Annotated in this window: 21 protein-coding genes; 10 read left to right on the top strand and 11 right to left on the bottom strand. The window is 50.7% G+C overall.

Features of this window, described 5'->3' with window-relative positions:
* Window positions 1-119 precede the first annotated feature (119 nt).
* Complete coding sequence (gene pagP / locus HV107_RS03980; RefSeq protein WP_182063453.1) at window positions 120-695, top strand: lipid IV(A) palmitoyltransferase PagP; 576 nt, start codon at window positions 120-122, stop codon at window positions 693-695.
* Here pagP and HV107_RS03975 read toward each other — a convergent pair.
* Genes HV107_RS03975 through HV107_RS03965 form a run of 3 tightly spaced genes read right to left on the bottom strand, consistent with a single transcriptional unit; the run spans window position 692 to window position 5801 of the window.
* Window positions 692-1657, bottom strand: coding sequence for an acyltransferase (locus HV107_RS03975; RefSeq protein ID WP_182062141.1), 966 nt, complete (start codon window positions 1655-1657; stop codon window positions 692-694). The genes pagP and HV107_RS03975 overlap by 4 nt on opposite strands.
* Window positions 1654-4716: an efflux RND transporter permease subunit gene (locus tag HV107_RS03970; protein WP_182062140.1), complete on the bottom strand. Its 3063-nt coding sequence runs from the start codon at window positions 4714-4716 to the stop codon at window positions 1654-1656. The genes HV107_RS03975 and HV107_RS03970 overlap by 4 nt, the downstream gene beginning before the upstream one ends.
* On the bottom strand, window positions 4716-5801 hold the full coding sequence (locus HV107_RS03965; RefSeq protein ID WP_182062139.1) for an efflux RND transporter periplasmic adaptor subunit: 1086 nt from the start codon (window positions 5799-5801) through the stop codon (window positions 4716-4718). Before HV107_RS03965 ends, HV107_RS03970 begins: the two co-directional genes overlap by 1 nt.
* Before the next feature lie 397 nt (window positions 5802-6198).
* Here HV107_RS03965 and HV107_RS03960 point away from each other — a divergent pair, with 397 nt between their 5' ends.
* The 3 genes from HV107_RS03960 to HV107_RS03950 all read left to right on the top strand — a co-directional run bounded on the left by HV107_RS03960 (window position 6199) and on the right by HV107_RS03950 (window position 10022).
* Window positions 6199-6630: a universal stress protein gene (locus HV107_RS03960; protein WP_182063452.1), complete on the top strand. Its 432-nt coding sequence runs from the start codon at window positions 6199-6201 to the stop codon at window positions 6628-6630.
* A 47-nt stretch (window positions 6631-6677) separates the two neighbouring features.
* Entirely contained in the window at window positions 6678-9371 is a 2694-nt protein-coding gene (locus tag HV107_RS03955) for a cation-transporting P-type ATPase (protein ID WP_182062138.1), read from the top strand.
* Between the two features lie 108 nt (window positions 9372-9479).
* A complete protein-coding gene (locus HV107_RS03950; protein WP_259349682.1) occupies window positions 9480-10022 on the top strand; it encodes a hypothetical protein in 543 nt (180 codons plus the stop codon).
* Window positions 10023-10746: 724 nt separating this feature from the next.
* On the opposite strand, the gene HV107_RS03945 is transcribed toward HV107_RS03950, so the two are convergent.
* The 7 genes from HV107_RS03945 to HV107_RS03915 all read right to left on the bottom strand — a co-directional run bounded on the left by HV107_RS03945 (window position 10747) and on the right by HV107_RS03915 (window position 15289).
* On the bottom strand, window positions 10747-13080 hold the full coding sequence (locus HV107_RS03945; protein ID WP_182062137.1) for a primase-helicase zinc-binding domain-containing protein: 2334 nt from the start codon (window positions 13078-13080) through the stop codon (window positions 10747-10749).
* A gap of 14 nt (window positions 13081-13094) precedes the next feature.
* Complete coding sequence (locus tag HV107_RS03940; RefSeq protein WP_182062136.1) at window positions 13095-13415, bottom strand: DUF5375 domain-containing protein; 321 nt, start codon at window positions 13413-13415, stop codon at window positions 13095-13097.
* Window positions 13412-13672, bottom strand: a complete 261-nt coding sequence (locus HV107_RS03935; protein ID WP_182062135.1) for a hypothetical protein — start codon at window positions 13670-13672, stop codon at window positions 13412-13414. Before HV107_RS03935 ends, HV107_RS03940 begins: the two co-directional genes overlap by 4 nt.
* A gap of 71 nt (window positions 13673-13743) precedes the next feature.
* Entirely contained in the window at window positions 13744-14193 is a 450-nt protein-coding gene (locus tag HV107_RS03930) for a hypothetical protein (RefSeq protein ID WP_182062134.1), read from the bottom strand.
* Window positions 14186-14479 (bottom strand): Derepression protein, encoded by a 294-nt coding sequence (locus tag HV107_RS03925; RefSeq protein WP_182062133.1) that lies wholly within the window; start codon window positions 14477-14479, stop codon window positions 14186-14188. Before HV107_RS03925 ends, HV107_RS03930 begins: the two co-directional genes overlap by 8 nt.
* A complete protein-coding gene (locus tag HV107_RS03920) occupies window positions 14466-15026 on the bottom strand; it encodes a host cell division inhibitor Icd-like protein (RefSeq protein WP_182062132.1) in 561 nt (186 codons plus the stop codon). Before HV107_RS03920 ends, HV107_RS03925 begins: the two co-directional genes overlap by 14 nt.
* The gene (locus HV107_RS03915) at window positions 15023-15289 is read right to left on the bottom strand and encodes an AlpA family transcriptional regulator (protein WP_182062131.1); all 267 of its coding nucleotides are present in this window, start codon (window positions 15287-15289) and stop codon (window positions 15023-15025) included. The genes HV107_RS03920 and HV107_RS03915 overlap by 4 nt, the downstream gene beginning before the upstream one ends.
* A 552-nt stretch (window positions 15290-15841) precedes the next feature.
* On the opposite strand from HV107_RS03915, the gene HV107_RS03910 reads away from it, so the two are divergent.
* From HV107_RS03910 to HV107_RS03890, 5 genes are all read left to right on the top strand, one after another.
* Window positions 15842-16576: a glycoprotein 3 gene (locus HV107_RS03910; protein WP_182062130.1), complete on the top strand. Its 735-nt coding sequence runs from the start codon at window positions 15842-15844 to the stop codon at window positions 16574-16576.
* Complete coding sequence (locus HV107_RS03905; RefSeq protein ID WP_047352759.1) at window positions 16573-16800, top strand: ogr/Delta-like zinc finger family protein; 228 nt, start codon at window positions 16573-16575, stop codon at window positions 16798-16800. The genes HV107_RS03910 and HV107_RS03905 overlap by 4 nt, the downstream gene beginning before the upstream one ends.
* Before the next feature lie 18 nt (window positions 16801-16818).
* On the top strand, window positions 16819-17385 hold the full coding sequence (locus tag HV107_RS03900; protein ID WP_182062129.1) for a phage polarity suppression protein: 567 nt from the start codon (window positions 16819-16821) through the stop codon (window positions 17383-17385).
* A gap of 636 nt (window positions 17386-18021) precedes the next feature.
* Entirely contained in the window at window positions 18022-18579 is a 558-nt protein-coding gene (locus HV107_RS03895) for a Pycsar system effector family protein (protein WP_182062128.1), read from the top strand.
* Window positions 18576-19925, top strand: coding sequence for a nucleotide-binding domain-containing protein (locus HV107_RS03890; RefSeq protein WP_182062127.1), 1350 nt, complete (start codon window positions 18576-18578; stop codon window positions 19923-19925). The genes HV107_RS03895 and HV107_RS03890 overlap by 4 nt, the downstream gene beginning before the upstream one ends.
* Window positions 19926-19963: 38 nt before the next feature.
* Here HV107_RS03890 and HV107_RS03885 read toward each other — a convergent pair whose 3' ends face one another.
* Complete coding sequence (locus HV107_RS03885; RefSeq protein WP_182062126.1) at window positions 19964-21154, bottom strand: integrase domain-containing protein; 1191 nt, start codon at window positions 21152-21154, stop codon at window positions 19964-19966.
* Between the two features lie 984 nt (window positions 21155-22138).
* Between HV107_RS03885 and HV107_RS03880 the strand changes: the two genes are divergently transcribed.
* Entirely contained in the window at window positions 22139-23221 is a 1083-nt protein-coding gene (locus tag HV107_RS03880) for an ImmA/IrrE family metallo-endopeptidase (RefSeq protein ID WP_045888782.1), read from the top strand.
* The last annotated feature ends 1 nt before the right edge of the window (window position 23222 follow it).

Raw genomic sequence — 23222 nt, 5'->3', positions numbered from 1 at the left:
GGGATACCTGCGAAGATGTTGAAGAGATAAATTTCATCTACACCAGCGGCGATATAATTAAGTGTTGAATGGTTTACAGTAATAGTGACCGCTGCGTGAGTTAAGCTGAGGGAATAATGATGCAACGCACCTTTTCGGCATTCTGGATGGCCCTGTTTTTATTCATCGCGCCGCTTCATGCGGAGCCTGGCGTCTATGGTGAACAGCGCATCAGCGGCTGGTGGAATGCGCTGACGGATGATATTTCGCAAACCTGGGAGCAGCCTCAACGTTACGATCTCTACCTGCCATTTTTGAGCTGGCACGCCCGCTTTATGTACGACAAAGAAAAAACGGACAAATACAATGAAATGCCGTGGGGCGGCGGGCTGGGCGTCTCCCGCTATAACGAAGAGGGCAACTGGAGCGCGCTTTTCGCGATGATGTTCAAAGACTCGCACAACGAATGGCAGCCCGCGATGGGCTATGGCTGGGAGAAGGGCTGGTATCTGGATAATGCCAAAGACTTCCGGCTTGGACTGGGTGCCGCTGCGGGGATCACGGCGCGCGATGATTTTGCGAACTATGTGCCTCTGCCGTTTATCTTCCCGCTGTTCTCTGCCGGGTATAAGCGCGTTACCGTCCAGTTCACCTATATTCCCGGGACCTATAACAACGGTAACGTGCTCTTTGCCTGGCTGCGTTTAGGCTTTTAAAGGGTGATCACCTTTTTTGCTACGGCGTTAGAAAGCACCAGCATGGAGAACAGCACCGAGGTGACGAAAGTGAGCACGATCAGGGTCAGCTTCATACCGAGAGATGTCACCGGGAACAGCGCCGTCAGCAGGTGAAACACCGAGTAGTGCACAATGTACACGCCGGTCATCGTTTTGCTGATGGCGGCCAGAATGGATTCTTTCAATTCTGCATTGCGGCGAAAGTGCACGCCGTTCGCCGCGATCACCAGCGCAATGATCAGAATGTAGATTTGCGAGCCGGTGAGAATAAAGGCGTTTCTGTCAGCCTTGAACAGGGCAAAAAAGAAGTGGCGCTCGTAAAACCAGGTGAAGAGATAAATAAACGGGATGGCGATAACCGCGGCCCTGACCACATTCCTGCGGCTTATCCACTCGGCGATGTTGGGATCGCAGAAAAGCTGCCCCGTCAGGTAAAACAGTAACCACGTCCACAGGCGGTACTGTGGCGAAAGGGAAAAGACGTGGACGTTCGGATAGAGCGCTGAAAGCAAATCATACCCGTAGGAGAAGAGAAGCAGGCTGGCAATCACGCCGCAGAACAGTGCGCGCCGCTGGCTGAGCCACTCCACCGCCGGATGGAAGGTGTAAATCACGACAAACGCAAACACGAACCACGGCTGGATTAAATACCCGCGCTGATACGGTTCCCACAGGTAGTAGATCGTTATCCAGAACAGAAAGACAATCACCAGGCTTTTAATCTTGCCCAACTGCCAGCGGGTGCCGTGCCGGGACTGGCCGTCGAGATAGCCCGCGACCACAAAAAACAGCGGCGTGGCGATGGTCGAGATAAAGGTTAAAAACCCCAGGATCCAGTGATAGTCATAATCATAATGATCCCAGGTATTGTAGATGGTGAAGAAGGTGACTGCCGTCATACAGCCCAGCGTCTTGATAATGTTCAGGCCTGTCGCATTCATTGTTGTTCCGCTTTGTCCTTACGATGGAAGCACGCATAAATCACGGGAAGTACCAGCAGCGTCAGGATTGTAGCAAACCCAAGTCCGAACATAATCACAACGGCCATGCTCTGGAAGAAAACATCCAGCAGCAGCGGCGCCAGCCCCAGAACGGTGGTAAATGCGGTGAGCAAGATGGGGCGCAGGCGCGAGGTGGCGGCATAAACGATCGCTTCGTGCTGATCTTTATGCGCTTTCTGCTGCTCGATCTCTTCCACCAGTACAATGCCGTTGCGGATCAGCATCCCGCTCAGGCTTAGCAGACCAATCAACGCCATAAAGCCAAACGGAATACCGGTTACCAAGAATCCCGGCGTGACGCCAATCAGCGCCAGCGGCACGGTCAGCCAGATGGCGACGGCGTTTTTCACCGAGCTGAACATCAAAACGGTGATAACAAACATCACCAGGAATCCGATCGGCAGCGTGGTGAAGAGCCCCTGCTGTGCTTCGCTGGAGTTTTCTGCATCACCTCCCCACTCGATGCTGTAGCCGTGGGGCAGGGCGAGGGCGTCAATCTGTGGTTTCACCCGGGCGAGAATGTCGCCTGATGTTTGCTGGCTAAGCGGATCGGGGTCGGTCATAACCGTCAGCACCCGCGAGCGGTCGCGGCGCAGAATAAGCGGATCTTCCCACTCCAGTGAAAAGCGGCTGACGACGTTACTCAGCGGGATATACTGCTGTCGGGTCTGGCTCCAGACCAGCACGTTGTTCAGGTGATTGGCGTCCAGTCGTTCGCTTTCCGGCGGGCGTACCACGACCGGGAGCAGGTCGCTGCCTTCCCGATACAGCCCCGCACGACTGCCGGAAAAATTCATCTCCAGCGCGTTGTCGACGTCCTGCTTATCCACGCCAAGCTCGCGCCCCAACGCGGCGACATACTGCGGGCGAATCACCTTGCTGCGGTTTTGCCAGTCGTTTCTTACGCTTGCTGTGGCCGGGTCGCGCACCAGAATATCGTCCACCTGGCTGGCAATCAGGCGTAGTCGGTCAGGATCGGGGCCCTTGATGCGCACCTCAATGGCGCTGTCGCCGGAGGGGCCAAACATCACACGTTTGGTACTGGCGTTAACCTGCGGGTAGTTTCGGGCGATGTACTCATCGACGTGGCGTGTCAGTGCGGAGATGTTGCGCTGGTCATCCATGCGCACCATGATCTGCGCGTAGTTGCTGTACTGCCGCTGTCCGCTGTAGGTCAAAATAAACCGCATACTGCCCTGGCCAATGGTTGAGACGGTGGTTTCTACGCCCGGCTGGCCGTTAATGGTTTTCTCGATATCGCTGGTCATTTTCTCGGTCCATTTGATATCGGTGCCGTAGGGTAACCAGAGGTCGACAAAGAAAATCGGCGTATTTGACGACGGGAAAAAGTTTTGCCGCACGGCGCCGAAACCCCAGACTGACGCGGCCAGCAACGCCGCCATCATGATGAGCGTCGGTGCTTTCCAGTGCAGCAGCGTATTAAGCAGGCGCTGGTAAAGGCGGTAGAGGCGTTTGTCGTAAGGGTCTGACTCGTTACTTTTTTCTGGTGTGCTGTCGGTTTTAAACAGCCACCACTTGATTAGCACTGGCGTGATGGTGAGCGCCGAGAACCAGCTCAGCATCAGGGAAATCAGCAGTACCTGGAACAGGGATTTACAGTATTCCCCGGTAGAATCCTGTGACAGCCCGATAGGCGCAAACGCCAGGATGGCGATCACCGTCGCCCCCAGCAGCGGCAGGGCGGAGCGACGGATGATGTAGTTAATGGCGGTCAACAGCGGGGAGCCCTGCTGACGCGCAATCAGCACCCCTTCAACAATCACGATGGCGTTATCCACCAGCATACTGAGGGCGATAATCAGGGCGCCGAGCGAGATGCGCTGCAGTTCAATGCCCCACAGATACATGATCAGCAGCGTGCCGAGTACGTTAAGCGCGAGGGAAAAGGCGATGATGATCCCGCTGCGCACGCCCATAAAGATCAGCAGCACGCCGATGACAATCGCCAGCGCCATCAGGAAGTTAATGATAAAACCGTTAACAGAGTGGCCCACTTCGGCAGCCTGATCGTAGAACAGGTCGATGTGTATCCCTGCCGGTTTTTCCGCCGACATCTGGTTTAGCTTCGCCTCCAGTGCGTGGCCCACGTCGATCACGTTCACGCCGGGAATAAATGAAACGCCCATGGTGACGGCTTTTCTGCCGTTGGCATGATAGATACTGGCGGGCGATTCGTTCAGCCCGCGCGATAGCGTGGCGATATCCCGCAGCCGCGTCGCCGCCCCGGTGCCGGAAGGGGTGATGATGAGATCCGCCAGCTCGTCAAGATTTTCGAACTCACCGGTCGGATGCAGGCGAATGGATTCTGTTCCGGAGCTGATTTCTCCGGCGCTGGAAACGACGTTAAGCCTGCTGAGCAGGGCGGAAAGCTGGTTCAGCGTAATGCCGCGCGCGGCCATTTTAGTCAGGGAGATATCGATGTTGACCTGCTGGCTGATGGCCCCACCGATGGCAACCTTACCGACGCCGGGGACCAGAATCAGTTCGCGACGCAGCTGTTCGGCATATCTCACCAGTTCAGGATTACTGAATTCATCCCCGGAAATCGCGAAGAAAAAGCCGAACACGTCGCCGAAATCATCATTCACGAAGGGCGTAACGACGCCGGGCGGGAACTGACGCGAAGCATCGCCCACGCGACGGCGCAGTTCGTCCCAGATTTGCGGCAGTTCGTTCGAATGATAGCGTGAGGCAATGTTCACGGTGATTTGCGACAGACCGTTTGAAGAGATGGAGCTGACATTGTCCAGATAAGGCAACTGCTGAAGGGCATTCTCCAGCGGCAGCGTAACCTCCTCTTCAACCTGCTGAGCAGAGGCGCCGGGATAGTGGGTGATGACCACGGCAGTTTTGATGGTAAAGGCGGGATCTTCCAGTCTGCCGATGTTGAGCAGGGCGAAAATGCCCCCCACACCCAGCAGCAGGATCGTCAGCCAGACGCGAATGGGGTTATTGATAAACTGACGAGAGATATCCATTACAGTCCCCGTTCACGCGTCCAGATACGCACCGGCTGGTTAGCATGAAGCTCACCAACACCTGCAGCCACCACGCGCTCACCGGCCTTAAGCCCGCTGGTGATCACCACACCTTCTGCGGTCACTTGCCCCACGCTGACCTTGCGGTCTTCAAGATGGAGTGCGTCACCTTCCCCGGCCACCACCCAGACGTGCGGTTCATTGCGTGGGCTGTTGTCCGGGTTAAAGACCGCTTCAACCGGAATGACCAGCGCCTGAGCGCCCGCGCCAGCCGGGAGGTTGGTTAAATTGATAGTCACCGTACCGCTTACGCCTCCCACGGCGGGAAAATCATCCGGGCGCGGCATGGTGAGTATCACCTGCCAGGTCAGGGTGTTGCTGTCGCTGCTGCCCGAATGCTCTTTGTAGACAGCGGTAAACTCCCGATCCGGGAAGGCGTTAATTCTCACCACGGGACGATACTGCGCGTTACGGATATCAAAGGTTTTGAACAGGTTCTCAGGAATACTAAACACCACGTCCAGCAGGTCGGTGCGGGTCAGGGTCGCAATGGGCTGACCGGCAGACACCACCTGATGGTTTCGCACATGCACGCTGGCCGCCGTTCCGCTGAAGGGGGCGACGAGCGTCATCTGATTCAGCTCTTCACGGGCAATCTGCAACGACGCATTCGCCGAATCGCGGTTCGCGCGCTGCACGTCCATTTCGGCTTTCGAAATCGCCTGGCGACCTGCCAGCGTCTGGAAGCGATCGAATTGCCTCTGGGCCAGCGTCGCGGCCGTTTGTCTGTCGTTAACACGCTGCTGGGCTTCACGGGCATTCAGTCTGGCAAGCTGTTGCCCCTGTTTGATGGTTGCGCCCTGACGTATATCGAGCGCTTCAATTTGACCTGCGCGCTTGAAGGAAAGGTCTGTTGCATCACCCGATTCTATGCGGGCGGGGAAAACACGCTGCTGGGCATGACCGGGGACGGTCACCTCCGCCACTTTTACCATTCGCGGCAGGGGAGAAGCTTGCTCGTGTTTCGGGTCGCACGCCGTGAGCGTTAACATAATGAATGGTAAAAGAGAGAGGTAGCGGTTCACTGTATTCCCCTAATAAATAACTGTTTTATTTATTCCGTAGCAAGGGCAGGGGGTGACACTATTCTGCCAGAACAGTGACAACCATATAGGTAAATAGGCCAATTGCCGTGCTGGCAATAATGGCAAGTGCGATAAACAAACCAAGACGGAAAAGGCTTAAACCGTACATTCATTCCTCCATGCGCCGTAAGGAGCGTCTTTCTATGAGCATAGTTGGAGAAAAGACAAATGTTAATTAACCAATATCAGTGGGTAAGCGTTTAACCTGATATTCCTGTGCTACGTTTAATATCATTCATCTCTTTTTCCCGTTGCTGGCATTAAGGGTAACCCCCTGCATTTAATGCGTTTTATTGCTTCTCTCACTACCGTGTTGGTTATAAAAAGGATGCTCGATATGTATAAAAATATTCTGGTTCCGGTGGATGTTTACGAGACTGGCCTGGCGGATAAAGCGTTGCACCATGCACAGTTTCTGGCGCAAAGCGCGTCGGGTGACATTCATTTGCTGCACGTCATGCCCAGGTTTTCAGCCGAACTGACGCGTGGTTTTATTTCAGATGCGCGCAAGATGGATGAATATATGATTAATAATTCGAAAGAAAAACTGACTGACCTGGTCAAAAAATTGAATCTGCCAGAAGAACGTATTCATCTCCATGTCCGGAGCGGGAATGTTCGCGATGAGGTTATTAAGCTTGCGGATGAACTTGCTGCCGGGGCAATTATTATCGGTTCTCGAAATCCCAATATTCAAACCCATCTGTTAGGGTCAGAGGCGGCAAGTATTGTGCGTTACGCACATGTTCCTGTTTTCGTTATTCGTTAATGACATGAAAGCAAGGTGATTTCTGAAAAGAACCTGAGGAAGGAACGATGAAAACAGGAAAACCTGAACGTCCTTATTATCAACAAACTGTTGACGACACCCTGGCGAATATCAACTCCACCGCGGAGGGGCTGAGCAGCACTGAGGCATCGGCCCGACTCCAGCAGTATGGTGAGAATGCGTTACCGCAGAAAAAGGGCAAGCCCGCATGGCTGCGCTTCCTGGCCCATTTTAACGATGTGCTGATTTACGTTCTGCTGGTGGCTGCGCTACTCAAGCTCTTTATGGGCCAGTGGGTAGATATGTTTGTCATCCTCGGGGTGGCCATCATTAACGCGCTGATTGGCCATATTCAGGAGAGCAATGCAGAAAAATCGCTGCAAAGTATTCGCAATATGCTCTCCAGCGAAGCCGTGGTGGTGCGACAAGGTAATCATGAAACGATCCCCACCACGGCGTTGGTCCCGGGCGACATCGTAGTGATCCGCGCCGGGGATCGTATTCCTGCGGATTTGCGTGTGATTGAAGCGCATAACCTTCGCGTGGAGGAGGCCATTTTGACCGGCGAATCCACCGTTGTTGAGAAAAACAGCGATGCGTTAAGCGGGGAACTGCCTTTAGGTGACCGGTATAACTTGCTCTATTCCGGCACCACCGTAAGCTCCGGCGGCGGGAAAGGCGTGGTGGTGGCAACCGGGGGCGAAACCGAGCTTGGCCATATCAACCAGATGATGTCCGATATCGAAAAACACCGTACGCCGCTGATGGTGCAGATGGATAAGCTCGGTAAGACCATCTTCATCACTATCCTGGTGATGATGGTGGCGCTGTTTGTCTTCAGTCTTCTGTTCCGGGATATGCCGGTTTCCGAGCTGGTGCTGTCGCTCATCAGCCTCGCCGTTGCCGCGGTGCCGGAAGGCCTGCCGGCCATCATTTCCATTATTCTTTCTCTCGGCGTACAGGCCATGGCGCGTCGCAAGGCCATCATTCGTAAGCTGCCTACGGTGGAAACACTGGGCGCGATGACGGTCATCTGCTCGGATAAAACCGGCACCCTGACCATGAATGAAATGACGGTCAAAGCGGTGATTACCGCTGACACAACTTATCGCGTGGAGGGCGACAGTTACGAACCGGTGGGGAATATTCACCCCGTTGATGACCCGACGCCCGTCAGCGTAACGCAGGGGTCGTTACTGGAACGCTATCTGCGCACCATTGACCTCTGTAACGACAGTCAGTTGATCAAAGACGAGCAGGGGCTGTGGAAAATCACCGGGGGGCCGACCGAGGGCGCGCTGAAGGTGCTGGCGGCGAAAATCCCGATTCCACCGCTCGATACCGAAATGCGCAGTAAAATCCCGTTTGATTCGCAGTATAAATACATGTCCACGTTGTACCGTCTTGGCGATGAAGAGGTGATTCTGATTACCGGCGCGCCGGACGTCCTGTTCCGCCTCTGTCAGTTCCAGCAGACGAATGACGGACTGCAGCCGTTTGATCTTCCTTACTGGGAAGGGAAGATTGAAGAGTATGCCCGTGAGGGGCTGCGCATGGTGGCTGCGGCCTGGAAACCCGCCCGCGACGGTCAACGAGAGCTGGATCACCCGGATTTGCAGGATGGGGTGATCCTGCTTGGGGTTGCCGGAATGATGGATCCGCCGCGTCCGGAGGCCATTACCGCCATTGCCGACTGCCTGCAGGCGGGGATCCGCGTGAAGATGATCACCGGCGACCACCCGCAAACGGCAATGAGTATTGGGCAAATGTTGGGGATTGGTAACGCCGCTAGCGCCATCACTGGACGTGAGCTGGAGGCGATGGACGATCGTCAGCTGAGCGACGCCGCGCAGCAGTACGATATTTTTGCCCGAACCAGCCCGGAGGATAAATTCCGCCTTGTGCAGGCCCTGCAAAGTAAACAGGAAGTGGTGGGCATGACCGGGGATGGCGTCAATGATGCCCCGGCGCTCAAGCGGGCGGACGTGGGTATCGCCATGGGGATTAAGGGGACGGAAGTCACCAAGGAAGCCGCCGACATGGTGTTAACGGATGACAACTTTGCCACCATTGCCCGTGCGGTACATGAGGGACGGCGGGTTTACGATAACCTGAAAAAGACCATTCTGTTCGTTATCCCCAGTAACATCGCACAGGCTCTGCTGATCATTATTGCGCTGCTGGCGGGGAACCTGATCCCGCTGACGCCGGTCCTGATCCTGTGGATGAACATGGCGACGTCGGCAACACTGTCGTTTGGCCTGGCGTTTGAAGCAGGCGAGAAGGACATCATGACCCGCCCACCGCGCAAGGCGAATCTCCACGTCATGGACGGCTATGCCATCTGGCGCGTGGTGTTTGTCGGTCTGCTGATTGCCATCAGCGCCTTCGTGCTGGAAGCCTGGCTACAGCCCCGCGGTTACTCAGCTGAGTTTATCCGTACCGTGCTGCTGCAAACCCTGGTGACCGCGCAGTGGTTCTACATGCTTAACTGCCGCGTGAATGACGGCTTCTCATTGAGTAAAGGCCTGCTGGAGAATAAAGGGATTTGGATCGTGAGCGGCGTACTGTTAGCGCTACAGCTTCTTATCATTTACGCACCGTTCATGCAGATGCTGTTTGGCACTGAAGCGCTGCCGTTCCGGTATTGGGTTATAACGTTCAGTATTGGATTCATTCTGTTTTTGATTGTTGAAATGGAAAAACAATTAACGAAACGATGGAGAGTTGTAGAACGCTAAAACGTATATCACCACGCAGGTGGATGTAAAACATTACATCCACCTGCTATCACAAACGACTTTAAAGTTCTTTGAAATGTAAAACGTTTTCTCTTTAAGAGCCTAATCATGAATGCTAAATATGAGAATAAAATCAAACCAGATATACGTCATTATTTATGCGGGGCGGCATGTATCGCGACATTCACTTGTCAGGCAGATGACATAAATCTTTATTCGATAAATACAGGGTCTTATGTTTACCATTTAACGCATAATCATGGACAATATACAGAACATCTTGACAACAAATTTGTATCGGTAGAACGAAAATTTTCAGAACAATCAGAATATAGTTATATTCTTGGTACGATGAATAATAGCTTTAATGACAGATGCTTAGCGGCTGGCGTCAGAAAAGATTGGGCGTATCTTGGCGATGGACTGGTTTTTAAGGGGATATATGGGTATGTAGGTGAGTTTTTCTTTGATGCCTTTAGCGATTGTGGTGACCATGGTTCTTATCATGATTTTAAAAAAGTGACTGGAGTTGGTTTCTCACCTTATATTTATCATGGGTTCCAGTATAATTTCACATCATATTTTGGTATGGATGTTGGTTTAATAATACCCTCGGTGTTTGTTATTACTGTGCAGTGGAGTTTTAGATAAAATTTTTAGAAAATGCTCTCAGCACTATGCTTATTTGGCATAAAATTATGTTGTCTTCTAAAAGCGCCGATTCCCCCGCATAGCTCCCCCTCGGTTCCGAAGGGAGATAACCTACTGATTCATCTTAGCGGAATTCGTTCTGATACTGTTCTGATCATTACATAAGCCTGTAGGGCTGCCGCGTAGTAATTTCGTTACTTAATGCCATGCTAAATATCAGGTTAATCGATCTATTTCGACGAAGAAATTTTCCTCTGAATGGCTGAAAGGTTCGGATTTAATGTGTTGACTTCAGACTTTGCGGGGTAAATTAAGGGTACAAAAAAGCCCGCAGGGCTTGTGCCGTGCGGGCTCTTAGGACTTCATCGGATGACTCTGGTAATCACCGATGGAGAATTTTGGTGGGCTGGCGGAGTCTGAATAATGTTCTCAACTTTATGTTTTTATTGTTTATTTTTCAATTCAACTTTCATTGGTATACCTAAACGTATACCAATGGTGATTTGTAGCTATGTTTCCTGTGATTAAGCGAACTTGTTTTTGAATAGATCACATCAAGAAAAAAACTTTTTTTACAGAAAACTGTTCACACTGTTCACTCGGCATTAATTGCAATATATTTCAATAAGATAGGTAGTGAATAGTCCGTGAACAGTGAACACTTTACTGTTCACTTTCCGGGATTACAGGTAAAAAAAGACCGGCTGATGCCGGTCAGGGTAGGTTATATCGCTGAGGTTTCGTCGCACCGGGGCAGCCAGTCGGCGTTGCTTTCGCCCCTGAGCGTGAGATTGGTCTGCATCCCCTGATTCGTTCGCCGTTTGCCGTAATTCAGCCCGTACTCTTTCAGCATCGATGACAGCCCTTTGCCGAACATGGTCAGGCTGAGCGTGTTCTTGTAGCCGTGCGCCTCCATGTAAACCAGATACGCGTGATAGAGGTACAGACGCGGCTGACGCGGGACAATATTCGCATTCCCCATATACATCCCGTCAGGCTCGGGCAGCGCCTCAAGGTAGCCACAAAAATCAAATGTTGGATCAGCGTCGCGCTTGATACTGAGTGCCTCGTCAGAGTTCTGCTGAGACTGTAGCAGCGTGCGCGCCGTCATCGGGTCGCTAAATTTTTGCATGAGCTGGCGCACGATGACGGCCAGCTCGCGTGCGATTTTATCCTTAAGCTTTGGGTCACGCTCCTCCGGGGCAATCTGTTCCGGGAAGTGCATGATCACCCGGCGACGCGATACACCGCCGCTGCGGTCGGTAAAGCGCATCGGGTTGTTGTTCACGGCCAGAATCACCGCCGGGATATGCGTCGAGTAGGCATCGCGGTATTTCGGGTCGACCGACACGGCATCGCCGCCGGTGATAGCCTTAAGCCCTGCACCGTCACCGCTCCATTTCTCCTGGTCAGGCAGGCGTATCAGCGAGAAACCAATGAGCGCCGCACGTTCCCGTGGGGATTCCAGCGTTTCGATGGTGGCCGACGTGGCGTTGTCCTCACCAGCGAGCATGGTGGCGATTTCGGCCAGAATACTTTTCCCGCTGCCGCCGGGACCGGTCACTTCGAGAAAGAGCTGCCAGTCGTAGCGGTTAGCCAGCACCATAAACAGCGCAGCGAGTATAACATCGCGTTTTTCAGCATTGCCGCTGGCCGCACGGTCGAGCCAGCGCCAGAAATTCGGCGCGTGGGTTTCCAGCGTTTCCCCCTCCACCGGCGGGGTAAAATCCACGTCGCACAGCGTGCGCAGCCAGTGCGTTTTACTGTGTGGGCTGAATAAGCCGCTTTGGGTATCGAGCACGCCGTTGCGAAAGCCAATCAGCCGCCGTGCAGGGGCGTCCTGCTGGGGAATAATCAGTTTCAGGGTGTCGACTACCGAGGCAATTTTCCCCGACGAGAACGGGGCGCGCAGACGCTGGAACAGCCCGGCTACATCGCGCGCAAAATCTGACGGCGGGATAATTTTCCATATCCCGGCTTCATAGCGGGACAGGAGCTGGCCGTTAGCATCCACGGCCAGCGCTTCACCATAGTGCTCATGCACCCGCATCGCCTTTTCACTGGTGCTCATGGCGGTAAATTCCGCCTCACTCATGGTGCTGAACGGACTTTCAGACGCTGGCCGGATGGCACCATAAATCGCCTTACGTGTGGCCTCCTCACCATTCTGCATAAACGCATCATTCCAGTCACCGAACACCGGCGGGAGGGCAGCCGTGCCTTCACAGGCCTGCGCGGCCGTTTCGGCTTTGGTCTGGCCGTTTCCGCTGAGGTCGCGGTCGGCGGCGAGGATAATCTGACAGGCCGGGTGCCTCTGTCGGGCAAGGCTTGCCAGAGAAAGAAGGTTCACGGACGAGAGCGCCACCATAACGGTTTCACCGGTCAGGTGATGCACGGTGAGTGCGGTCGCATAGCCCTCCGCTATCCACAGCCGTTTTCCCGCCTCTTTTTTCCCTTCGATAAGGTGATACGTTCCTTTTACTGCTCCGCCTTTCAGGGTGCGTTTGAGGCCGTCAGCATTAATGAGCTGAACGTTAACCAGTGCGCCGGTATCGTCCTGCAGCGGCACGATTAAATCACCGGCGCGGTAGGTCACGCCGCCGGTCTTGTGTGTGGTGGTCAGCGTCCGGCATTCGAGCGCAGGAAAGCCCTTGCGGGTCAGGTAGGCGCTGCCGGTGGCCGGGCGGGTTTTCTCCAGAAGCTTTGCGGCAAGCGTGGCAGCGGCTTTGCGGCTGGCGTCAGTTTCAGCCTCAGCGGCGGCAATAATATCCTCAGCAACCGGCGGCAGGCTGCCGGTCAGGGCGTTCACCTTCCCGGCGGCCTCGGAGGGCGACACGCCGAACACCTTTTCGACCAGCTTAAGCCCGTCACCTGCGCCGCACTGGTTACAAAACCACGTCCCGCGCCCCTCTTTATCGTCAAAACGAAAGCGGTCAGATCCGCCGCACACCGGACACGCCTGATGCCGGTTTTTGATGACCGGTACGCCCAGCGCCGGGAGAATGCGTGGCCAGTGGCCGCACGCCTGTTTTATGGTTTCGGTTACGTTCATTTTCATCGTTATTTTCTCCCTCAGTGCACAACCGGCGATGTAATGTGACGGGCACAGAGTTCATCCATAACGACCAGCCCGAGAAAGGACAGTGACGGCGAGGCTTTGAGTGGACCGGCTTCCATTAAATCTTCCAGCAGCGCACAGGCAATCTGGCGACCTTTTTCCTCACCGTGCTGGCGCAGATAAAAGCCCTCCAGCTCGGCACTCATGGCAGTTTCCAGCGTATCGAGCGTGAGCTGCGGATAGCGGTGCTGACGGGCGCACAAATTCAGCCAGGCGCAGGCGACCGCACGACGATACAGCGCGGCGCGAAGAACGGGCGTGAGCGGCTGTTTCATACAGCAGCCTCCCCGGTCAGCCAGCTCTGACCGCAGCGGTCGACCACACCGTCGAGTTGTAACGTCATGAGGTAAATAACCGGGGCGAGCTGAGTCTGGTGTATCGTGTCACGACACAGGGTCGTACTCTCCAGTTCCTGCATCATATCGCCGACGAACTGGCCGACGTTGCGAATGTGTTCCTGACATGCAAGGTCATTCTGGCTGAACGCGGCAAGGCGCTCTTTCTGTATTAAAGCCGGGTTATTAACAGGCATGATTCCGTCTCCTGAGCACGTGCGTATCCCTGCGCAGATACGCACATTTTATTTTTGGGTGTCGTTTTTAATTACAGATAATGGCGGTAGCTGTTATCCGGTTTAATTTCTGTCTCCGTTGCGACATTGTTCCGCCATTTTCGCGCCACCGGCGCTGGCCGCCTGACCGGGGAAATATCGCCCGGATAAATATCGAGATTTCGTGCCCGGTATTGCTGTAAATCCGGGTTGGCGGCAATTTCGCGTAAAACGACATGACGGTTTTCGGGGTCGCGCTTAAATACGTCCGGCCGCTCACAGGTAAAGTCCCGCAAAAAACGACTGAGCGGAATTTCTGCCATACCACCCGTAGCGATAATACGGATGAGGATGGTGTAGGTGCGCCGGTAGGGATTCCAGACCAGCCCCGGACAGCGATACGGCATATCCCACGGAATACCGTCGGCCAGTACGCCCGACACCACCACGTCAGGAAAACCTGAACAACGGTATGTTTCACCCGGCTGAGGGAAATCAAACATGGCGTTCACCTCCGTTCACAGATGACGGGGCAATGAAATCCCGGCACAGGCCTTTGGCTTTGAGTTCTTCCAGCACATGACTGATATCTTCGTGTACGTAACTCAGGATTTGAGGGGTATAAAGCTGGCTGAGCCCGTTTATTTCATGACGCCGTAAATCGCTGCCAAAATAATGCAGGGTTTCACAGGCGCGATTGAGTTTATGAAACGATTCGAGGCTCAGGTGCTCACGGATGCTATTGAGGTCATCATGACGCGCTGAGATGGTCTGATCACTGGTATGCATGGCACACCTCCGTAAACGGCAGACGGGCAGCAAGGGAAAGCACGTAGTCACGAACGAGAGAGCGGCGAGCGGTCTGTTCGTCACCGGCAACGGTGCGGAGCATACAGATACGCGGCTTGCGGTCTGCACGACGAACGGCGGCAAACACAAAGATAAATTTTGGGTGTAACGGGGTGAGGGTCGTAGCCATTAGGGCAACCTCCTGTGAATAGCGGTTAACGCCACCACCGGAGCTGCAAATCTCATTGGTGGTGACCCGAACAGGGTTTGCAGTACCGGCTTCACAGAATACCGGCCAGTCCGAAGACTGCCCCACTCGAGCCACCATTATTTGACTGGAACCACGGTGTAAACACCACAGCCCGAAATATAGGTGTGCCTGAGCTACGACGTAAAAAAACACGCAAGGCGCGTGTTGTGTCGCCTGTGAATTACACGGGCTGCAAATCCCGGCTGCCGATTTTGCGACAGCAACAAAACTGTACCAGGAAACACACAACAGATGCAAGCCAGGAAAAGGCGCTTTTTGAAAGTGACTCTGATTCATGCGTCACACTTCCTGTTGCGGTGAGCAATGCGTTCCGCCATCCATGCGGTCACTTCGGACTGAAGCCAGGCGACGTTTTTCCCTCCGAGGGAGACCTGCGCCGGGAAAGCATCTCGGGCGATTAAATCGTAGAGTGTGGAACGGGAAAGGCCGCATTGATGGATCACTTCAGGGAGTCGTAAAAAACGCTCCTGAGGTGGTGCTGAAACTGGCGTTAAATGCGCGCCAGAGCGGGAAACTGGTACTGATAAAGCCGTGTGCATAACGCTACCTCATTAATATCCACAGAGATCCGAACTCATCCGTCCGGAATCGGGTAGCTCTCTATTTTGTGAATATATTTCCTGAATGCAACAAGGGAGAATTGTGTAAGAGTTCAAGTTGCATGGATGAATTTTATACGAAAAAAGTTCGAATGGTCTTGAGTGGTCTTGGGTGGTCTTGAGTGGAGACAGATATACTATTTTGTTTCATAAAGATGAGGATTCTCTATTTATTAATAGGTATAAACCATCAAAAAAAGAAATGCGTTATATCCACTCAGTGAACAGTAGTGAACACCCGGTGAACACTTTTCTCTCAACTGTTCACTTCTTAACTTGCTGTATTAACTATATTTTTATTTACAGTGAATAGTAGTGAATAGTTATATGTAAAAAAACAAACAGAGAGAGAGGAATTTCCTGAGACCTTTCTCTGGCCAGCTAGGTTTTAAAGTCCTGTTTGTGCCATGTCTGCTACAACGGCAATGAATCGAGTTGTTGTGCGGGGCGATGCAGAATCTCCTCAGCTTGACATCACTGAGGAGTAACAACATGACCACCACGACTATTCCTGACTATCTGACTCCGGCATTCCGGCAACTGAACGCGGCCAGAACTGAGCATCTTGAAAACGCCCGCATGATGGATGACACCGCCACCGCGATTGCCCGTACCGCACAGCAAAAAAAAGAGCTTGAGCAGGAGAGCGGTAGTGACGCGAGTGAATGGCGCACGGCATTTCGTGCCGGTGGTGCGGTGCTGACGGATGAGCTGAAAAAACAGCATCTGGCGCGTGTCGCTTCCCGTGAACTGGCACAGGAGTGTGACCAGCTCGCTGAGGTGCTGACCTTTGAATGCGACCGGCTGAAAGGTAACTGTGACAGTACGGCCAGAGCATACCGTCAGGCACATCACAATGTGCTCAGCCAGTATGCGGGAAAAGAGCTGGATAACGCGTTACGCGATACGTGCGGGGCGCTTGTCCGGGCGATGAAACTCAAAATGCTGGCACTGGGGAATCCTCTTGCGAACACCGTCGGGATTCAGGGCTATGTCGAGCCGGATAAAGCGATTATGCAGGAGGTGCAGACGTGGCTTAAGCAAGCGGTGAAAGGCTGCCATATCCGTCTGGCTGATGAGCCGGTGCTGTTTAAAGCCGGGCTGTCGCCCGAGACGCTGCCGCATATGGATTACGGCGTCGCAGTAACCGCCGGTCAGCGTAAGAGCTACTTTGACAAGCTGAGTGTGCGAAAGGCTGACCTTGAAGCGCGGGGATTGTTGTCATGATGCACTGCCCGTTCTGTAAGTGCCCGGCACATACCCGTACCAGCCGCTATCTGTCTGAAACCGTCAAACATGCCTATTACCAGTGCACCAACATTCTCTGTTCGGCCACATTCCGGACGATGGAGTCGCTCGACTCGGTTATCAGGCCGCCTTCAGAGACAGAATTAAAGGATGACGAATTTATCTCGGCTCATGCCGGGAAAGCGAAAAAACAAAGTCTGTAACGTCGACGGAGACACCCGATGACAACATTAACGCTGGAGCAGGCTTTTGACGTCTGTCAGAACAACAAAACCAGCTGGCTGACCCGCAAACAGGAGCTGGCTGATGCCGAACAGGAATACGGAGAGCTGTTAGCCACAGGTGAGGCTAATAGCTCCCGCAGCCTGCAAACGCTGCGCGATATTATCGATGTAAAAAAATGGGAAATTAATCAGGCTGCCGGTCGCTATATTCGCTCACATGAGGACGTGCAGCGCATCAGCATCCGTAACCGCCTGAATGATTTTATGCAGACGCACGGCGCGGAGCTGACCGCCGCTCTTGCACCTGAGCTGATGGGCTATAACAACCAGCATCCCGCTGTAAAACACTGCGTGATGCAGCATTCAGTCGATTATCTGCGTGAAGCGCTGTCGGTGTGGCTGGCTGCTGGTGAAAAAATAAATTATTCCGCACAGGATAATGACATTTTAACAGCCATCGGATTCAGGCCTGACGCGGCTTCACGGGATGATAATCGTGAAAAATTCACGCCTGCACAAAACCAGAATTACGTCCGAAAACGCGCTGAACTTGCCGCGCAGTAGCCCGTCAAAAAATCCCCGTAAATCCCGCCCTTTTTCCCGAATTAAGCCATGCATGCATAAGGTGCATGGTTTTGCATGCGTTTTCGCGTCCCTGCCTCCCCCGCCAGCACCAGCTCTGGCGCGGCCTGAGGCCACCCATGCACCTGCATTAAAAGCGCCCCATTAAGCGGGCAGGCGGGGCGGGGAGAGCATTGCGCGCCAGAAGTAATTCGCTTATTTATTTTCTCTGTCTGAACGAGTCTCAGTGACACGCGGATTCACCAAGAGATTTATGGCCAATATAAGTGGAGACAAAATGATGATGTTGTGAGGCGTTTCATCAAGGTGTTACAAGCGCTACCTTGAGTTAGCAGAAATCGTTCATCTAGGAGATAAGTGATTACATTTGAATTCTGTAGTGCCCAATCCGTACATTCACGTAGTATATGCGGCCTGGTGTGTGGGGGAGGGAATTGTGCGGGCATAATCATTATGCATAATGATTATGAAGTGTCATATCTATTAGAAGTTAATGTTATAAAATTCAATAGCAATGCTTCAAGAATATATTGTGATGCATAACAAATTTTTTGGAGAGTAAGTTGTAAGATGGGCGACAAAAAAATAATATTTAAAGTATATGTCTGAGGGGGTGAAGTGGATATTCAAGAAAACAAAGAGAAAATAAAACTACAGTTTGATATAATAAAAAGGACTGATGGTTATATTTCCACCACAAATAACAAGGCAGCCTTGCTTTTGGCTGCGAGTGGGGCGAGTTTAACAATATTCTCGAATAAAATAGGAAGCTTTAAAGGTTTGTTTCTAGGTAGCAATTTGTATAACTTGTTTTTTTGTGTAATGGTTTTTTTGATCGGTTTTTTTATTGTTTTATCTGTGGTTTATTCGCTGCGAAGTATCATTCCAAAAATGAAGTCGGTAAATAAAGTTCACGAGGCAAGTGGATCACTGGTTTCATTTGTATTTATTGGTAATCTAAACGATGTGAATGAATACTTTTCAAAATATAATGACGAAGATGATGAAGGGTTATTAAGGGATATGTGTGCTCAAAGCTATATTTTGGCGGGAATTGCCAAGGAAAAGTTCTTGTTGTTTTCTGATGCGGTTAGATATTTGAAATATGCATATTTTTGCATGATTTGTCTTTGCTTTTCAAAATTCGTTGATTTTGCAAATGGAGTTCTATTATGAGTTTTAAAGATATTACCGAGAAAAACTTTAAGGGTATAAAAAATATAACCTTAAGAAAAGGAATGACCATGGATGGCGCTTTGTCTGTTGGTATGGAAAGTCGGAGGGGAGATTCGGTACTTATTTCAGAATCTTTTTCAACAAGCCCGAGCAATTTCTTGGAGTATGATTATCAGCGTGAAATTAGACCTCTGTTTAATAAGCTTGGATTAAACGAACATAAAATTGGCACCCATCCTGAACTTACAATGTTAAATGGTCTTAGTGTAACGCATAATCAATACATAGTGACGATGTTTATTGATATACGTAAAAGCTCCCGCTTATCACTTTTATTGCCGCTAGAACAAGCATATATCGTTAAAAATAGAATACTTCAAGCTTGCATTGACATTGTTCGAGCGCTAGATGGTTATCCTCATCGACTTATGGGCGATGCTTTGATGGCCTTCTTTGGTAGGTCTGATGTAAGCAAAGAGGATGCAATAGCAGATGCTATAAACGCTGCATCAACACTCAGATTGATTTTGAAGGAGTATATATTCCCATCTTTGAACGAGGACCTTGGCACTGAAATTGATCTAGGTGTCCGAATTGGCTTGGATTATGGGTCAGAAGATGAAGTTATTTGGGGTAACTTTGGTTTAGGAGAATCGTGCGAAGTAACAGCATTAGGGCTTCCAGTTGATATGACAGCCAAGTTACAACAACTAGCAGACAAAAATACAGCCATGTTAGGGCAAGGGATTTTAGATTATATTGATTTTCCTTTGGAATATACTTCATTGAAGAGTAAAGCAGGGCGAGAGATTAAGTTTATAGAGCCGAATATAACGAATAAGGAAGGAAGGCCTATAGACAGGCGAATTCGATTATTAAATATGGATGAATATCAAAGCTTGTTGCCATTCAAATTGAATGATAAAAAAATGTCCTCATCTGTTTTACATCCTAATCATTTTATTTTTGGTTGTTATGTTGACGAGGATGATAAAGAAGTAGAATATAAATCAATATCTCGATTTTTGCCAAAACAAAAAAAATTAATATTTAAATTAAGGATTTACCCTGGATTAGGTAATCTAAATATAATTTTTTGCAAAAAAAATCATGGGGAAGAAGCTAAGGATGATTTATCCGAGGATTATGTTGTTCGTGTGGAAAATGAAAGCTTAATTAAGGTGGATAACGCTTCTCGAATAAATTTAAAACGCGATAGCGAAGGTTTAATATTAACCTTGTCAGAAGCAACATCTTTTAGAGGCTTACATACAATGGAGGTTATTGTACGAGGGGGAGGGGCAGCTATTTATTATCGAAACATTATAGGTGTGTATATTGTATAGGGGTAAGGGCAGTGCTTATGCTGCCCTTAAAATTATTATTACGCAGAAGATACATGGTTCCCCCACCAATCCATTAGTTGTTTCCTGTGTTCAAGATACGTAGAGCGATTATAAGCTTTCCTGACTTCATTTTTATCGCTGTGCGCTAAAGCTGCCTCAATGACATCAGAATTAAAACCCTCTTCATTTAAAGCTGTGCTTGCAATAGACCTCAATCCATGTGCAACCAATTTACCTCCATACCCAATTCGTTTTAAAGCAGCATTTGCCGTCTGGCTATTCATTGCTTGTTTTGGGTCATTTCGACTCGGAAAAACATGTTCACGATGAGCGCTGATTGGCTTCATCACTTCTAGAATATCTAATGCCTGCGGCGATAGGGGAACAATATGCTCACGCTTGGCCTTCATCCGCTCGGCTGGAATAGTCCAGAGCTTTGCATCGAGATCGATCTCAGCCCAACGTGCACCGGAGGCCTCAGAGGGGCGCACGAGGGTCAAAAGTTGCCATTCAATCAGGCAGCGAGTCGAAACAGAGAGATTCGACATCACCAGAGAACGCATTAGCTTTGGTAATTCTTCTGGTCGTAGTGTCGGCATGTTTTGTTTTTTGGGTTTCTCAAAGGCCATTCCAACACCTGATGCTGGATTGGCATCAATCAGACCAGTGTTTACGGCATAAATCATTATCTCGTTAATGCGCTGCACCAGCCGACGTACAGTCTCAAGCGCCCCACGAGCTTTGATTGGCTCAAGAGCTTCAACCAGTGTCCGGGCTTTGATTTGCTGAACGGGGATCTCACCGATGGCAGGGAATACATCTTTCTCCAGTGAGCGCCAAATGTCTTTTGCGTAATCAGGGGTAACGCTTTTGCTTTTGAGTTGGAACCAGTTAGCGGCAACCGTCGAAAAAATACTGTCCAGAGCGATTTGCTGCTCTTCCTCTGCAACTTCAGCTTGAACTTGGGGGTCGATGCCATTAGCTAACAAGGCAAGGTAATCCGCTCTTAACCCTCGGGCATCTGCAAGTGATAGGGCGGGGAAGGCTCCGAGCCCAATCATTGTCCGCTGCTTTGTTGCCGGACGTTGATAACGGAAACGCCAGAGTTTTTTGCCACTGGTTTTCACTATCAGGAAAAGCCCGTCGCCATCATGCAGCGTTAGATCCTTCTCTAGCGCCTTAGCACGTAGAACTTCGGTGTTGGTCAGGGGGCGTGTTGTCCGTGCCACTGTGGCCGCTCCTTCATGAATTGGTATACGCTTTTAGGTATACATCCTACCGTATACCTAAACGTATACCAATAATCACCGGATTCAGCCGGATGTTCTCGGACAACGACAGACACAAAAAAAGCCCGCAGGGCTTGTGCCATGCGGGCTTTCTGTACTTCACCGGACACATCCGGATCATTATTTGGTGGGCTGGCGTCCCTGTACTTTTAATCATAGTGTATTGATATTTAATGTTTCTGTTTAAATTAATTTCGTTATGGGTTCCAAAAAGGAACCATAAAGTAGAACCACAGTACCTCGCATGGTTCCAACATGCCTAGCGACTTCAAAATAACACCCTCTATGGCATACTAAATGTAAGTGTGGCGGGATATTTAGCGTCTGATTACTGAGGGGGTCAATAAAAACTGCTCTATCTCAAATACTGTAGTGATCCATAAACTTGTCCGTTTGAGTAGATGGTGTACCTCGCCCGTTCAGGCACGGAGTGGCCAATCAGCAGAGTATTCATGTCTGCTATGAGCGATCTGCGGACATTGCTAACAGCCTTCTGTGTGAATCAACGGGGAGCTGGTCATAACCACCCGTGAAATCGTGGATTTTTTATACATTAGAATATAATATTCTCTGATAAATCGCTCAGCGTTGGTAACCCATTGCAGATTTTTTGTGACAGTTCCGAACTCAGAGATTCAGTTGAGTTCAAAGAAGCAGGGATAAATTTGTTCGGTGATGCAGTAGCTGCAAAACTGCGCGTGCGGTGTGCTGATATCTGGTCTTCAGCATCGGTAGCTAAGCTTCCGGGTTTTCTTAAAACAGAATTTTTATGCGAAAATGGATGCGATTACATTACAATTAACCTCACAGAAGGGGTTAAAATGTACTTTGTAAATGGGCATCTAGCCCCCCCCCGGCAGGCAGACAACTCACTTGACTGGGGGCGGGTAACCCGGTTGAAACTGGTTCATATAGGCGAAGATTATGGTTTCTGATAACGGATTTAACCCGGACTGGGTGTCAGCCCCCGGAGATACCATAATAGACCTCATGGACGAACATGGTTTCAACGAAGAAGAGCTCAGTAAAAGAGTTGGCCTTTCCCTGATTAAAGGTCGTGAGTTGATTTCTGGTGAGCTTATTCTCACTGAGAAGATTGCCAACAAGCTTGAATCTCTCTTCGATGTCAGCACGACTTTCTGGCTCAGTCGTGAAGACAAATATCGCCAACATAAAGATGCGATCATTCGCCAAAATAATGAATGGGTTCAGTCTCTGCCTACGTCAGATATGAGTAAACTGGGTTGGATTCCGAAGGGCCTGAGCGGTAATAAAAAAGTCGAGTGTTGCCTGAGCTTTTTCGGCGTTTCATCCGTACCCGAATGGTTTAATTATTATAAAAATAAACAGACTGCTATAGCTTTCAGAAAATCCGAAGCTTTCAGAACGGAAGAAATGGCCGTAATTACTTGGCTCAAGAAAGCTGAATATATTTCGCGGAAACAGAGAACTTATGCATGGGATAAGGAAATACTTAAAGGCAGTCTGGAAGATTTAAGAAAACATTCTCTTGAGCCTGATCCCAAAGTATTTCTTCCTGCGATACGCAGCATACTCGCTGACGCTGGTGTAGCGCTTGTGATCCTGCCAACGCCAAAAGGATGTCCAGCAAGCGGCGCTACCTGTTTTTTTGAACACGGCAAAGCGACACTGATAATGAGTTTTCGGTATCTGAGAGACGATCATTTCTGGTTTACGTTGTTTCATGAGGTTGGCCATCTGGTTCTGCACAACTGTGAACAGCACCGCATAGAAGGAATGAGTGGCCTTTCTGAAAAAGAAGAACAGGAAGCAAACGAGTTTTCCAGCAGCGTCCTGATTCCCCCAGCATACCGTGCAGAGTTTGACACGCTGACTGGGCGGAACTGGAAAAATATTATTAAATTTGCCCGGAAAATTGGTGTATCAAAAGGGATAGTGCTGGGGCAGTTACAGCACGCCCAAAGAATCCCCTTTGATCATTTTGCCAAATTCAAAGTCAAATATAACCGTGAAGATCTGTCCTGAA

It is taken from the genome of Enterobacter sp. RHBSTW-00175, from assembly GCF_013927005.1.
GTDB lineage: Bacteria > Pseudomonadota > Gammaproteobacteria > Enterobacterales > Enterobacteriaceae > Enterobacter.
Note: the sequence above shows the minus strand (reverse complement) of the source record. Positions and strands in the feature narration are given on the sequence as shown.